This is a genomic window from Petrocella atlantisensis (assembly GCF_900538275.1).
In the GTDB taxonomy this organism is placed as follows: Bacteria; Bacillota; Clostridia; order Lachnospirales; family Vallitaleaceae; genus Petrocella; species Petrocella atlantisensis.
Genome location: NZ_LR130778.1, coordinates 1,174,607 through 1,191,002, shown reverse-complemented (window position 1 = coordinate 1,191,002; position 16,396 = coordinate 1,174,607). Strand labels below are relative to the sequence as shown.

At 37.3% G+C, this 16,396-nt stretch carries 7 protein-coding genes; all 7 read left to right on the top strand.

Annotation, left to right across the window (positions count from 1 at the left end; translation table 11 throughout):
* The first annotated feature begins 188 nt into the window (after positions 1-188).
* Entirely contained in the window at positions 189-2,246 is a 2,058-nt protein-coding gene (locus PATL70BA_RS05550; protein ID WP_243115969.1) for a copper-translocating P-type ATPase, read from the top strand.
* A gap of 92 nt (positions 2,247-2,338) precedes the next feature.
* Positions 2,339-4,264, top strand: a complete 1,926-nt coding sequence (locus tag PATL70BA_RS05545; protein ID WP_125136447.1) for a stalk domain-containing protein — start codon at positions 2,339-2,341, stop codon at positions 4,262-4,264.
* Between the two features lie 27 nt (positions 4,265-4,291).
* Positions 4,292-5,308 carry an NADPH dehydrogenase NamA gene (gene namA / locus PATL70BA_RS05540; protein ID WP_125136446.1) on the top strand — a complete coding sequence of 339 codons (1,017 nt, stop codon included), beginning with the start codon at positions 4,292-4,294 and terminating at the stop codon, positions 5,306-5,308.
* Between the two features lie 579 nt (positions 5,309-5,887).
* Positions 5,888-11,995, top strand: a complete 6,108-nt coding sequence (locus PATL70BA_RS05535) for a glucoamylase family protein (protein ID WP_125136445.1) — start codon at positions 5,888-5,890, stop codon at positions 11,993-11,995.
* Positions 11,996-12,019: 24 nt separating this feature from the next.
* A complete protein-coding gene (locus PATL70BA_RS05530; protein ID WP_125136444.1) occupies positions 12,020-14,422 on the top strand; it encodes a GH36-type glycosyl hydrolase domain-containing protein in 2,403 nt (800 codons plus the stop codon).
* A 147-nt stretch (positions 14,423-14,569) separates the two neighbouring features.
* Positions 14,570-15,394 carry a MerR family transcriptional regulator gene (locus tag PATL70BA_RS05525; RefSeq protein ID WP_125136443.1) on the top strand — a complete coding sequence of 275 codons (825 nt, stop codon included), beginning with the start codon at positions 14,570-14,572 and terminating at the stop codon, positions 15,392-15,394.
* A gap of 160 nt (positions 15,395-15,554) precedes the next feature.
* Entirely contained in the window at positions 15,555-16,346 is a 792-nt protein-coding gene (locus PATL70BA_RS05520; protein WP_125136442.1) for a DNA alkylation repair protein, read from the top strand.
* Positions 16,347-16,396 lie beyond the last annotated feature (50 nt).

The following is a 16,396-nucleotide window of genomic DNA, read 5'->3' as shown; positions in this document are numbered from 1 at the left end:
TTTATTATACCATAAAAACCAAATTAGCTCAAAGCGAAACGCCGTCACGCTTCCCTAAAAAATTGTTTTGTTGAACCCCATAGTGTTAAATGTTAGAATTTAAATAAGATGACTGGAATTCTAGTAAAATATAATAGAAGAATTGTAAGTGTTGGATTACTTGTTATTAGTTCAACTGTTTAAAAGGAGTGAGAAAAATAAAAGAAAATAATAACCATGAGGAACATACCCATGAAGATCATAACCATGAAAAACATAACCACGAGGAGCACAACCATGAAATGCATCAAGATCAACATCAAGACCATCATGCTATGATGGCAGAAGACTTTAAGAGAAGATTTTTTGTTTCTCTTGTACTCATGGTGCCCATTTTAATTTTATCACCAATGATACAAATGTTTATGGGCGTTGATTGGAGATTCACAGGCGATCTATATATATTATTTACCCTTTCTACCATTTTATCTATTTATGGTGGCAAACCCTTCTTCCAAGGTGCTAAAGATGAGATTAAAGCAAAAGAACCAGGTATGATGACACTTATTGCCTTTGCAGTTACAGTAGCCTATGTATATAGCTCATTTGCAGTTTTCATGTCTATAGGAAATGACTTCTTCTGGGAGCTAGCTACACTTATTGTCGTCATGCTTTTAGGGCATTGGATAGAGATGAAGTCTGTCATGAGAGCCTCTAGAGCACTGGATGAATTACTTAAACTCATGCCGGAGGAAGCACATTTTATTCAAGAAAATGGTGAAACTAAGGTGGTTCCTGTAAGTCAATTAAAAGAGGGTGACAAAGTTTTAGTGAAACCAGGTGAGAAAATCCCAATAGATGGTATAGTCTATGATGGTGATTCAGAGGTAGATGAATCCATGATAACAGGTGAATCTGTTCCAGTTGAAAAAGCAAGTAATGCTGAAATCATTGGTGGTTCAATCAATGGAGAAGGAATATTAAAATTCAAAGTAAGTAAAACCGGTGATGATACGTTTTTATCTCAAGTTGTGAAACTGGTTAAAGAAGCACAGGAATCCAAATCACAGACGCAAAGATTAGCAGATATTGCTGCAAAATGGTTGTTTTATTTAGCAGTTACAGCAGGTACAACAACTTTTATAGTTTGGATGGCGCTTGGGAAGGATCTAAGCTTTGCAATTGAGAGAGCCGTAACAGTCATCATAATATCTTGTCCCCATGCTCTAGGATTAGCCACGCCCCTTGTTACAGCAGTATCAACGAGTATTGGTGCAAAAAGAGGTTTGCTCATAAGAAATAGAAGCGCATTTGAGAATGCGAGAAAACTAAATGCCGTAGTATTTGACAAAACAGGTACATTAACAGAAGGAAAATTTGGCATCACCGATATAAAAGCTATAGACAGCTCAGAAGATGAGTTACTAACCATGGCTTATTCTGTTGAGTCTAATTCGGAGCATCCTATTGCAAAAGGGATTGTAAATGAAGGGAAGAATAGAAGTCTAGAGTTGAAGGAAGTGAGTCATTATCAAAACTTGACAGGTAAGGGTTTACAAGCTGAAGTAGAAGGTAAGGAAATTATGGTAGTAAGTCCGGGATACATGAAGAGTGAGAAAATTGAATTTGATGAAAATCATTATGAAGAACTGGCACAACAAGGTAAAACTGTTGTTTTCGTACTTGAGAATCATAGACTCATGGGCTATATTGCCTTATCCGATATCGTTAGAACGACGGCTAAGGAAGCGGTAGAAACCTTAAGAACAATGGGCATAGAATCAATCATGCTAACAGGCGATAATGAAAGAGTAGCGGCTTATGTGGGCGAAGCGTTAAAAATTGACACAGTAATATCTGAAGTGTTGCCTCAAGAAAAATCAGAAAAAATTGATGAACTTATAAGTAAAGGCAAAAAAGTTGCTATGACGGGTGATGGGGTAAATGATGCACCTTCTCTAGCAAAAGCGGATCTAGGCATTGCAATAGGTGCGGGTACCGATGTTGCCATAGAAACAGCTGATATTATACTCGTCAAGAGTAACCCACTGGATGTCGTAAGCATTATAAAGCTTTCAAAAGCAACCTATAAGAAGATGATTCAAAATCTAATTTGGGCCACCGGATATAATATAATAGCGCTACCACTTGCAGCAGGCATACTATATAATCAAGGTATACTCATTAGTCCGGCACTGGGTGCTGTACTTATGTCACTGAGTACTATTATAGTATCTATAAATGCCAGATTCTTAAAAATAGATTGAGGGTACGATAAAAGACCTGCGAAATATTGACTAAACTATAACTAGACCATAACTAGACTATAGTCAAACTATAAACGAGAGGAAAAAAGACAATGAAATCACAACAAGCAATGCGCATACTATTTGTAATGCTATTCATGATAATCAGCATTCCATTTACATCACCAGTACATGCTCAATCCAGTGTGTGGAAAGAAAGCAGAACCGTTAGTTTTACAGGTGGCAATAAAAACATTTCAGTTCTTTGGGCTGATTTGAAAGACGATAAGATTCGTATTGATTCCGTATTAGCTCATGGGAAGATTGGAGCAACCGATGCCTTGTCTTCCATAGTTCAATCGGCGAGCAACACTGACGCAACGGCTATTGGGGGTATAAATGGTTCTTTCTTTAATGCTTATGCTGATATGCAACCTTCAGGAACCCTTATGTTAGATGGGAAAGTGTTGCATATGGCAAACACAGGTTCCGTACTTGCTATTTCAGGCGACAATACCGTAAGTGTTGACCCTCTTTTTGTAAAGATCGTCGGTGGAACCAATGGCCAATGGGAATGGCCATATAGCTGGTATTCATGGAATATTAACCACTATTATTCCGATGCTGCTGCGACCATGATTTTTACACCGGAATATGCAGGTCCAAGACCGAGTCATGATTTTACTTCAATTGAGGTGGACAAGGGTGTGGTTACTAAGAAGGGTAGTGGCAGTTTTTACATACCTACGGATGGCTTTTTGGTACTTACCAAAGATGTGAATGTTAGCAAAGTGTTTGAGTTAGGAAAAACAGCCGAATATCGCATGGAATACTACGCTAATGATTTTACAACGGTGGGGCATAGCGGTATAAGCCTTGACTATGCTAATATTAGAACAGTGGTTGGAGCAGGACCGACATTGGTTGAAAATGGTAAGTTAAAAGCAGATGCCGGTGCTGAAGGGTTTACTGAAGGCAAGATTACAAGTTCTGCTGCGACGAGAAGTTTGATTGGTATAACAGAAGACAACAGACTGGGTATGACCGTTGTTTCAGGGGTTACAGTTAAACAGTTAGGTGAGATTGCACTATCTTTAGGTATGGTTGAAGCCATGAACTTAGATGGTGGCGGATCCAGTGGTCTATATTACAATGGGAGCTATATGACCACACCGGGAAGACTTTTATCCAATGCAGTAGTCATTAAGATCCTGAATGAATCTCCTATGACGATTTTATTAAATAATAAGCCTTTGTTTTTTGATACTGAACCCTATCTCAACAAGACATATAATCGTACCCTTGTGCCTCTTAGAGGGATTTCGGAAGCACTTGGCGCTTCTGTAGGCTGGAATGCAGCCACTTCTTCTATTACCATAGAAAGACTTGATACGAAGCTGGAGCTAAAAGTGGGAAGTGCATCTATTTTGGTGAATGGAAAAAGTGAAACAATGGATGTACCCGTTCTACTAAAAGACAGTAGAACTTATGTCCCGCTTCGCTTTATTACTCAGTATTTTGGAGGCGACGTCAAGTGGATACAAGAATCAAAAACAGTAGAGCTAACGATTGGTGATGCAACACAATGGATAGAGCAAGCGAAGCAGTATGAAGTAGCAAATCAATATGATGAGGCAAAGCAAAGCTATTTGGCAATTCTGGAGATGGATACAAATAATATTTTTGCAGCTAAAAGATTAGCCGTGATTTATGCAAATTTGACACCGGACAAAATAAAAGCCATAAAGTACTATGAAAAAGTTTATGAATTAGATCCTAAGGATGCAGCTAATGTTGCCTCACTGGCTTGGGCATATTACGACAATATGCAATTAGAAAAAGCCATTGATATGTTTTTAATTTACGATGAAAGGGTTCCAAGTTCCGGTGTTGGCTATTACGGAGCGGCAGTTTGCTATTCCCATTATCAGAAAAACGATGTTGATTCAGCAGTGAAATACTACCAATTAGCTTTGAAAAAAGCATTAACACCTGCACAAATTGATTTTGCCATGAAATATATTACAAAACACGAATAAAAAGAAAACCGAAATAGAGGAGATCCTATGAAAGCATTGGAAAAATATAAGCTTGGAAACATTGAACTAAAAAATCGGTTGGTCATGTCGCCAATGTGTATGTACTCAGCAAAAGATGATGGTAAAGCCAATGATTTCCATTTCACCCACTATGAAACCAGAGCCATTGGTGGTGTTGGTTTGATTATTGTAGAGGCTACAGCGGTCATGCCTAATGGCAGAATATCGGATCAAGACCTTGGGATTTGGAACGATGAACAGATCGAAGGACTTAAAGAGATTACATCCAGAATAAAAAAACATGGCGCTCGTGCAGGGATTCAGATTGCTCACGCCGGAAGGAAAAGTGAAGCGACAAAGACAACACCAATCGCACCGAGTGCCATTAAGTTTAGTGATGATTATAGGATGCCACAAGTTCTAGATGAAAACCAAATACAACAAGTTATTCAGGCTTTTGTAGAAGGCGCTAAGAGGGCAGTAAGAGCAGGCTTTGATTATATTGAGATTCATGGTGCTCATGGCTACTTGAATCATGAGTTCCTATCACAGGTAACCAACCAGCGAGAAGATCAATTTGGTGGTAGCTTGGAGAACCGATGTCGACTCCTTAATTGGATAATAGATCAAGTTAAGGCTGCTATTCCTGAGCATGTTGCTCTTGGTCTAAGAGTGTCCGCTTCTGATTATATGGTTGGTGGTATCGATGGTGATGAGATGGTCAGGATTATCGACCAAGTGAAGGGGAAACTAGATATAATACATACAAGTTCCGGTGGTTTGGCGCCTGTTAGTATGCAGGTTTATCCCGGATATCAAATACGTTTTGCTGAGCAAATCAAGCATGAGTGTCAGGTGGCAACGATAGCGGTTGGCTTAATAACCAGTATTGAGATGATTGAAGAAATAATAAATAACAATCGATGCGACCTCATAGCACTAGGAAGACTGTTGCTACGTGATCCTTATTTTCCTTTGAAGATGTATCAACAAGCGGGCATACTAGAAGGGATTCCAAAAGCATATAAAAGAGGTTTTTATTAGCACTATAGATAGAAAGTTAATAGGGTAAATAGGTGTAACAATTATAACCCATATTTAAAAGATAAAAAGGTATCACAGATAGAATACTTCCAAAGTAAGCAGTCTAATTCATTAAAATAGGATTGTTTACTTGGAGGTATTTTTATGCTTATAATAGCTTTTAATATAAGGGAACAAAAAACAGAAACTTCTGAAAATATTTATTTGTTAATGCAACACATTAACTAATGTATGTCTATATAATAAAGTGTATAATAAATACACCATTATTTGTTATAAAATCATACATCAGAAACTGAGCATCTGCCGACTGCAGATAATTAAACGGTAGTTGCCAGTAATTTTCAGTTATTAATGGTATAATGAATATATGTATTATTTTATTGATGTTTTTTTATTCTCTAGGAAAGTCTATGCTATGTTAATGCGTAGAAGCGCCGCATTAACTATCAAGGAAATCTTTCCTGCCGGAACAATTTGCTTTGCAAAGCGAAGCGTAGCATCTTTGTTCTAACTTGAAAATTATAGTTATGATATAAGACTATGAGGGCTGTGTTTTATTAGGAAGGTAGTGTTTAAATGGTATTAAATATAATAGGAACAATAAGTAGTTTTTTACTGAATAGATCGGTTGGTTTTAATAGGGCATTGGTTGCAATTCTTCTTATAGGTGTCATGATTTTTCTTTATGTCAGGTACATCCATATAAGAAAGAGGGCTATTTTGCCCATTGAACCTATTGGGATGGATGACATACTTGGACCGGTTGAGTGGGAACAGCAAATGCTAGATCTGGCGAAGAATCACCAAAATGTCAAGTTGATGCGCTATAATTTTGTACTTGGGGATTATAATCAAATTGCATATAAAAAATTAAACCAAATACGTAGCAGTATTTCTGAAATATCTTCTGATTTAATCGCCTTAATTCCTGCGGCGCGTTGGTTGTTTGACAACTACCAAATGTTATACAGAGAAATAAAAAAGGTCAGAACGAGAGGTACAAATTATGAGATCCTACCGATACTTAGATCAAAAGAGTATCATGGCTATCCGAGGATCTATGTTGTGGCGAAAAAAATGGTGGCCATTTCCGGTGGGCATTTAAACGAAGAAAATATTTCCATCATGCTTCAAGCCTATCAAAAAGAGATACACTTACTGGATAAAGAGTTATGGGTACTACCGGAGATGATTGGATTTTGCTTACTAGAAAGTATTATAGAAGTAGCAGAAGAAGTTGTGAGTATCGTAAAGATAAAGGCCAAAGCAGAAAAATTTGTTAAGGAAAAGCTAGGGGTACAACCTGGTGTTATCGATATTGCTTCCTTTCTTAGTGAAGTTGATGCGGACTGCAGAAAAAACTTCTCTTTTCATGCCCATGTCATATACCAATTAAAGAACATGTCATTTGAGGAAGAATCCATTCAGCGTTATGTGGCCCATCACTATAAATCCAAATCAGCTAATAAGCGCATTAAGCCCTCCAAGGTATTTCTTGAAGAAAGTAAATTAGAATCCTACTTGGAGTCTGATATTCGTGCGCTTATTGTGAGTCTCAAAGGCATTAGCGAAGTAGATGAAGAAAAGTTTTTTGAGGCTTTCTCACTCCTTGAAAGTATCCTAATAAATGATCCTGATGGTGTATATGCCAAAATGGATTCCGCAAGTAAGGGTATGTACAGAGGGATTATTGTAAAACTATCTCTTAAACATCATATTGAAGAAGGTGTAATAGCAGAATATGCTCTAGAACTGGCCAAAGCAGGTAGAGAGGACCTTAATTGTCCCCATCATGTGGGCACCTATCTTATAGGGAAGGGATACCCCCTCCTTAAAGCAAAAGTATTAAATAAAAAAGCACCGGAAAATCTAGAAAAGAAACAGAATATAAAAGGCATCAGTTATTTTATAACCGGCTTCTTGCTTGTTGTTTCTATATCTGTTTTTGTAATATTTATGATGAAGCGTTTTGGGTTAGTTGAGGATATCAATATATATGTGATCGTTTTGGTCGTTGGGTTACCGATGTTGACAGGAATTGCTATAGAGTTAACCAATCATATCTTTACAAGGCGGATGGCTGTAGCAAAGATTCCTTCTTTAGATTATCTAGAAGAAATTCCGGATCACTCCAGAACATTTTTAGTCATGCCTGTACTTGTTTCATCAAAATCTCAATGTATCGAGTATCTTGAAAGGCTAGAAAAGCATTATTTAGCTAATCGACAAGATAATCTCTACTTTGGACTTTTAGCCGATTTTGAGGATGCACCTGAAAAAGTTATGCCAAAAGACGAGATTCTTGAGAAAGCTCTTATAAAAAAAATCAATGCACTAAATGTGCTTTACCCATCAACTCATCAACGATTTTCTCTGTTTATAAGAGAAAGGCAATGGAACAAGTCGGAAAATTGCTATATGGGTTGGGAAAGAAAAAGAGGGAAGCTGGAGGAATTTAATAATCTCTTAAGTGGCATTAAGAAGGAAGATACAAGCTTTACGACATTATTATGCGAGGAAGCCTTATTAGAAACTTTCAAATATGTCATCACTTTAGATGCGGACTCTAATCTGATTAGGGATAATGCGTCAAAACTCGTGGGTCTTATTGACCATCCCCTCAATCAGCCGGTTATAGATCCGGTTAGTAAGAGGGTGAAAGAAGGGTATGCCATCATACAGCCTTCGATTGGTAATCATATAGTTGATAAAAAAAGCAGTCGCTTTCCTGAAGTGTTTGGAGGCCAAACAGGGCTAGCAAACTATTCATCTATTCAATCTGATATATATCAAGATGTGTTTAACGAAGGCGTCTATACAGGTAAAGGCATTTATCACGTGGAGGCTTTTCACTTAATCTTAAATAAAATAATACCGGACAATAGTGTGCTCAGTCATGACCTCTTAGAAAGTTGCTATGTCAAAACAGCTTTCTCAAGTTCGGTAAAAATCATGGATACATTTCCAAGTAGTGTGCTTTCATTTGTAAAAAGAGAGCACAGGTGGATTCGAGGCGATTGGCAACTGTTACCTTGGTTGTTTAAAAGGAAGCCAAAAAATGGCATTAGCTTAAACGTAATATCCAAATGGAAAATATTAGATAATTTAAGACGTAGCATAGTCCCTGTATCCAAAACACTTTTCATTATCATAAATTTAGCTATTATGCCTAAGGTTTTTTATTTGTGGCTACCCTTAGTTTTCTTTTCTGACATACTTAATTTCGCATCTCTACTATACGCAATAATTTCACAAAAAATCAATAGACCTCAGTTTACCATTGTCTATAAGGGTTTATTTAAAGAGATCATGTTAATGTTTGAAAGAGCACTTATGGAGCTTGTTATTACACCATACAGGGCTCAGATAGCTACAGATGCAATCATGAGAACAGTTTTTAGAGTGCTCATCAGTCAAGAAAAAATGCTGAGGTGGAATACATCAGAAAATGAAGATGCTTCAGTTGTAAATACATTAAGAGGTTATTTCTTTAATATGTTTAGTGCGATTATTGCGGCTATGGTTTTAGTGGGACTATTAATAGTGCAGACAGTTCATCCGGTAGCTATAGCCATCTACGGTGCCTTAGCACTTGCTTGGGGTATGTCCTTTTGGATGGCCTATCGTATGAGCCAACCAAGAGAAGAACGATTCATAAAAGGCGCGTTAGAAGATAGGGAACTTCTTCTAGAGACAGCTCGAAGAACCTGGCTTTTTTTCAAAGATCATGCAACAAAAGACAATAACTATTTATGTCCGGATAATTATCAGTATGCACCTAAAGAAAAGCTATCTAACAAAACCTCTCCAACAAATATTGGTCTTCAACTCCTAGCTACGCTTTCTGCAAGAGACTTTGGCTTTGAGACTTTAAGTACCATGATTGCCCATGAAGAAAGATTATTGGAGACTATAGGCACTCTGCCGAAGTGGAAAGGTCATCTTTATAACTGGTATAACACAAGCACCCTTGAAATATTACACCCGGATTATATATCTACGGTAGATAGTGGAAACTTTTTTGGGCACCTTATAGCCCTAAAAAACGGTATTATAGAACAACTAGATACACCTATTTTTACGACACATCTAATCTCGGAGCTTAGACACACATTAAAAACGAGTCAAACAAATATGTTATTAAAAGATGATTACGGTACAATTGGAGAATTCTCGGCAGATCTTTCGGATATAAGAGCGCTTATAAAAAGCAATGAACAGAAATTGGGTGAGGGTTCTCATAGAATAGGAGAAGTCCTAAGTAGTTTAGATATAATCATAAACGAGGTAGAAGTATTTAACTTAGAAGATATTCCCTTCTTGGACTGCCCTACCTTAGGACAGCTAGCACTAGAAGATAATGACGCTGCAAAGGATATGGTTAGTAGAATAAAAGTGGTTAGCCACACAATAGATTCTATGCTTAAAGAAGCTGAGTTTAGATTTTTATACAATGAAAAACGATTACTATTTCTTATCGGTTATCATGTATCATCTCAAACAAAAGATGCCGGTTGTTACGACTTGATGGCTTCAGAATCATCACTAACGAGTTTTATAGCCATAGCCAGGGGCGAGGTGCCATTAAAACATTGGAGCAAGTTGGGCCGCCCCTTTACCATGATCGATGGCTTACCTTGCTTTGTATCTTGGAGCGGCACGATGTTTGAATACCTTATGCCAAACCTAGTCATGAAAGAGTATGATGGCTCAGTATATGCAGAAACATCTAAAGCAGCAGTGCTACAGCATATTAATTATGCTAAGCATATGTCCATACCCTGGGGCATATCTGAGTCTCAGTATTATCGATTTGACTTAGACGCCAACTATCAATACAAAGCATTTGGTATACCTAAGTTACGTCTGCAACCGGCTCTCAAAGAGCCTTTAGTAGTAGCGCCATATGCTACATTTCTTGCTCTAGAGTATGCAAGTGAGGAAGCCATGTCGAATCTTAGAAGAATGTCGGATTTGGGTGCTTTTAGTACCTATGGGTATTATGAAGCTATAGACTTTAATGGTCCGGATCCGGAGTACGAGACACCCTATTGTATCGTTCGATCATTTATGGCCCATCATCAAGGTATGAATCTTGTAGCTATTAATAATTTCTTGAACAATGGCATCATGCGTACGAGATTCCATGCAGAAGCTATGGTAAAAGCCACTGAGGTATTACTTGAGGAAAAACGCCAATCCCACTTCATATCTATAGCCAAGAGAGGCTACACGATAAAAATCAGAAAAATGGAATTGGAAGAAGATGTACTTAGCAATCGCTATGTTAACAGTGTTGCACCTGAAATAGCCGTAGTCAGGTATTTTAGCAATAACAACTATTCTCTTATGATCACTTCGGATGGAGATGGCTTTAGCAGTTATAATGATATGATGCTATATAGATGGCGATCAGATCTTTATGCCAATACAGGTAATTACATTTATATCAAAGATATGAATAAAAATTCAGTATGGAGTACAACGTATAATCCTACAAAAAAAGAACCTGAAGATTATGAAGCCATTTTTCACCCCCATAAGGCTGAATTCAAAAGAACAGATGGCGATATAATTACACATACAGAAGTGAGTCTTTCTCCAAATTATAATCTGGAAATTAGAAAAGTGACTTTGACCAATAATGGGAAAGATCTAAAACAACTTGAATTAACAAGTTATATGGAAGTCGTTGGCGATCGTTTTCTTGCGGAACTGAGTCACCCTGCCTTTAATAAGCTTTTTATAGAAAGCGAGTATATCGAAGAACATGGTATTTTCTTATCTAGACGACGAAGTAATAAAGAGGGCAATAATCCATACTTAATGCATATGGTAAAAACCGATGTAAATCTATCAAAGAATGTTGCATATGAGAATGACCGACTAAAATTCATAGGTAGAAACAATACATTAATGAACCCGGTTACCGTTGTAGACAGTATATTACTTTCTAATAGCACAGGATTTTGTAATGATCCCATTATGAGTCTACGGGTAAATATTGCCTTGGCAGAAGGAGAATCAACAAGTGTTTCCTTTATCACGGGTGTGAGTAAAAGCAAAGAAGAGGCTATCGCGATAAGCGATGAATTAAGTATTGATTATAGAATAGATGATATGTTTGAAAAATTCAGACTTCAAAGTGCAATCGAGCTCAAATACTTAGATATTTCTAGAAAACAATTAAATGCATTCCAAGATTTAATTAGCCCTTTATTCTATCCTTCAGGTTATTACAGAGGACCTGCAGAAAATATTAGACGGAATTGGAAAAACCAAAGCTTCTTATGGAAATTTGGCGTATCAGGTGATAATCCAATTATGTTGTTAACGGTAAAATCGATTGAAGCGGCAAGTGTCGTACGAGATGTATTAAAGGCTTATGAATATTTAAGAATCAATCAGGTCAAAGTTGACTTAATTATACTCAGTGAAGCAAAGCATGGTTATATACAAGAACTACATGATTTGTTAAATGATATGACATCCTCACTTAGAATTTATGATGAAAGTAGAGACAGACCCAGTCTTTTCATACTCCACTCGAATCAAGTCATCCCAGCTGAGCTGGATTTACTGTTCACAGTTGCAAGAGTTGTCTTTAATGAAAAAACAGGTATTTACTTTAGAAATATTAAAGAGACATTAAAAGAGATTATTGAAGAAGTTGTAGAAATATAGAAAGACAGAAGGAGGCGAAGAAACTTGAATCTTGACAATGAATATGAATTTTTTAATGGTTTTGGTGGGTTTGTAAAAGATGGAAGTGAATATGAGATACTTCTTGAAGGTAAAAATAAGCCACCAGCGCCTTGGATTAATGTAATTGCAAACAAAAACTTCGGATTTCATATATCGGAGTCTGGTGCTGGATTCACTTGGGCAACGAATAGCAGGGAGAATAAGATAACACCCTGGTCCAATGATCCTGTCAGTGACAAAGCATCAGAAGCCATATATATAAAAGATGAAATAAGCGGAAAGGTAATGACACCCACCTCTTTAGGTAAAACGGACAGGGGAACTTATTTGGTTCGACACGGCTTTGGTTACTCAAAGTTTTATCATGAGGAGGAAAGTATTGAACAGGAGCTAACAGTGTTCACACCATTGGATGAACCTATTAAGATTTGGGAATTAAAACTTACAAATCATTCTGATAGAGAAAGGTTTATGGGTCTTACCTATTACGTAGAGTGGGTTCTTGGAACTGAAAGAGAGCAAACCAATCCCTATATCTTAACAGAATATAACAATGAGCATGAATACTTGAGTGCAAAAAGTATTTATAACTATCATTTTCGCAAACACAACGCCTTTATGTTTACAAGTGAGATGATTATAGGGTATACAGGTGATCGCCATGAATTTTTAGGTCGAAAAGGTTCGATATTGAATCCGGAAGGTCTCGACATCAAATTATCCAACAACACCGGTGTGTCTTACGACTCCTGTGGTGCTATTCAAGTATCCATTTCAATGAAGCCAAATGAGAGTAAAACCATCATTTTTGGGCTAGGACAAAGTGTTCATCTTGAAGAAATCAGCAAACTAAGATATAAGTATAAAGATTTAAGAAAAGCTACAAAGGAACTAAAACGCGTAAATGATTACTGGGAAGAGATGCTTGGTACGATTCAAGTCAAGACAAATGATCGGGCGATTGACATTATGGTCAACGGTTGGCTATTATATCAAACAATATCTTGTAGAATTAATGCAAGAGCTGCCTTTTATCAGTGTGGTGGTGCTTATGGATTTAGAGATCAACTTCAAGATGCACTTTCTCTTTTGATTACGGATCCAACAGCACTAAAAAATCAAATCTTAATTGCTTGTAGTCGGCAGTTTGAGGAGGGTGATGTTCAACATTGGTGGCATATGCCCATGGGTGTAGGTGTTCGCACGAAAATAACGGATGATTTATTATGGTTACCCTATGCAACCTCGGCTTATATTCGTAGTACAGGTGATTATACGATCTTAAAAGAAAAAGTGCATTATATCAAAGGTCCTTTACTCGAAGAAGGTCAGCATGAAGCCATGGTTACAGCTGAAAAATCGGAGATTTCCGCCAGTATTTATGAACATTGTAAACTTACAATTCTTCATACAGAGTTTGGCAAGCATGGACTTCCCTTAATGGGCGGTGGTGATTGGAATGATGGTATGAACATGGTAGGTATAGAAGGAACAGGAGAAAGTGTCTGGTTAGCCTGGTTTCTATATACTGTATTAGGTGATTTTATACCCCTTTGTCATCATGAAGGGGATATTGAAAGTGGAGAACAATTTGAGGAAATGAGAAAGACACTACTTACAAATATCGAGTCCCATTCATGGGATGGCGATTGGTACCTTAGAGCCTTTTATGATGATTATAGTAAGTTGGGTTCAAAAGAAAACGCTGAATGCCGAATTGACTCTATCAGTCAGTCTTGGAGTGTGATATCAAAAGGTGCACAGAAAGATAGGGCTGAAGTTGCAATGCAATCAGCTGTACGATATCTGGTCAGAGAAGAAGACGGTATTTCCCTACTACTTGCACCACCGTTTGATAAAACTGACAAAAACCCGGGGTATATCAAAAATTACTACCCAGGGATTAGGGAAAATGGAGGTCAGTATACCCATGCAGCGGTGTGGCTGGCTATTGCCAGTACGATGATCCGTGATTACAGTCTGGCGGATACACTTTTTACCATACTCAATCCGATCCATATCACTTCGAGTAAGAGAGAGTCACTCAAGTATGAAAAAGAACCTTACGTTATGATTGCTGACATTTCTCTAAGCGCGCCTTATACAGGTAGGGGTGGATGGAGCTGGTATACGGGTTCAGCGGGTTGGATGTATCAAGGATTGGTTCATTGGTTTTTGGGTATTAGAAAAGAAGAGGATGAGCTGATCATCGATCCGACAACGCCTACAAGTTTTGGAGATTTTACTATAACATATAAATATAAAACGACGGTTTATGAAATACAAGTAGAAAGCCGAAGTAAAGGGGTTATGGTGGCTGAAGGACTCCTCCTTGACGGAGAGAAGATTGAAGGTAATAGGATTAAATTATCAGATGATGGAAAAATTCATGTGGTGATTGTCTAACCAGGGGGATGGTTCTTGTGGTTCGAGCATCTCAATGCTAATCTTAATGAATTTTGAAAAAGATAATATTTATATTGACTCTCACATTATGGTACACTTTATAATAAAGATGAGCTCAAGAAAACATATATATGTGAGGTAAAATCAATGTTAAAAATAGGAGATTTTTCGAAATTATCAAGGATTAGTATAAGGATGTTAAGGCATTATGATGCCCTAGGCCTGTTGGTTCCTAAAAGTATTGATACCTTCAATAGTTATAGGTACTACAATGAAGAACAGCTGCAAATTGCAGCCAGAATCATTGCGCTTAAGGATATGGGGTTCGGTTTGTCAACAATCTCAGAAATATTGATGAAGTATGATGATACGAAAGCACTAGCTGAGTTTTTGTCAATAAAAAAGACAGAGATTGAAGCCCAAGCTGAAGAAACCAAGCATCGTTTACGACTCCTTGAAACGACCATTAGTCGGTTGAGAAAGGATGATACAGCTATGAATTATAATGTAGTTTTAAAGACATTACCGGAAAGATATGTTGCCAGTGTAAGAAAAGTTATTCCATCTTATGACCAAGAGGGCCTACTTTGGAACACAATGATGGCAGAAACAAGCGGAATGAACTTACAACCGGATGACCCGTGCTATAGCCTTGCAATTTTTCATGATGAAGACTATAAGGAGCAGGATGTAGACGTGGAGATTCAAATTGCCCTTAAGGATCAACATTCTAACACGGAAAATGTAGTATTCAAATCAGTTCCTGCCATAGAAATCGCTTCAGCAATCTACAAAGGTAGTTATGATCAAATTACAGAAGTTAACCATGTCGTAGCAAACTGGGTTAATGACAATAAGTATGAATTTGATGGCGCTATGTTTTGCATATATCATGTAAGCCCGGCACAAACACCAAATGCTGAGGAATGGGTAACGGAAGTATGCTATCCAGTCAAGAAGCAACACGAATGAAACTAATATAAAAGTATAAGCCCCTTATATTGACAGTGCAAATAGTAGAACTGTTATTATAAGGGGCTTTTCTTAGCTAAAATTGATTTACCTTTTAAGACTATGGTAAAATGAACATTAAAGGGATGTTATTAGAATTATGATATGAGGATGTGAAAAAGTGGAAAATGATAATGATCGAAGTATTTCAAAGTATTATGGCACAAATCTAGCAGAATTCTTGGCGGACAGAATTATTGACGTCTATAAAGAGTTTCCTAAAAAAGAATATATCCAGGCCATTAGTAGAAAGTGTGAGGGCCTTAGCTATTCCAAAAGAGTAGAATTACATGCAGATGAGCTCTATAGATACTTGCCCGAGGCATTTGACGAAGCAGCAAAGATTCTTGTAGCCATTTTGGGTGAAGAAAACAAGAATGAAACAGGCATGTTCAAAGAGTTCTATTGGATCCTACCACTTGGAAAGTATGTTGAGAAATATGGCTTAGACTATTTTGATACGTCTATGTATATGATTGAAGAGATTACTAAAAGAAATACAGGTGAATATGCAGTAAGACCTTTTATAAGATTGTATCCGGAGCAGGCAATAGAGAAAATGACAAAATGGGCAGATTCTGATAACTTTCACCTTAGAAGATTGTCCAGTGAAGGATTAAGACCAAAGCTTCCCTGGGCCACAAAACTGGATACATTCATTGATCATCCGGAACCTGTATTTAAGATATTAGAAAAGTTAAAAGAAGATGATGTAATGTTCGTTAAGAAATCAGTAGCAAACCACTTAACCGATTGGTTAAAAGTCAACAAGACGCCAACGATAGCACTAATAGAAGAATGGAATCATTCAAATAACAAAAACACAAAATGGATTATAAAAAGAGCAACAAGAAAAATCAGCATCTTTAAAGATGCTGATTATAATGAGGTGATAGATGGCGGTGATTTATGAGTTGCAATAGATGCGAAAAACTACCGGAACTCTTCTTTACCAATTCGGAT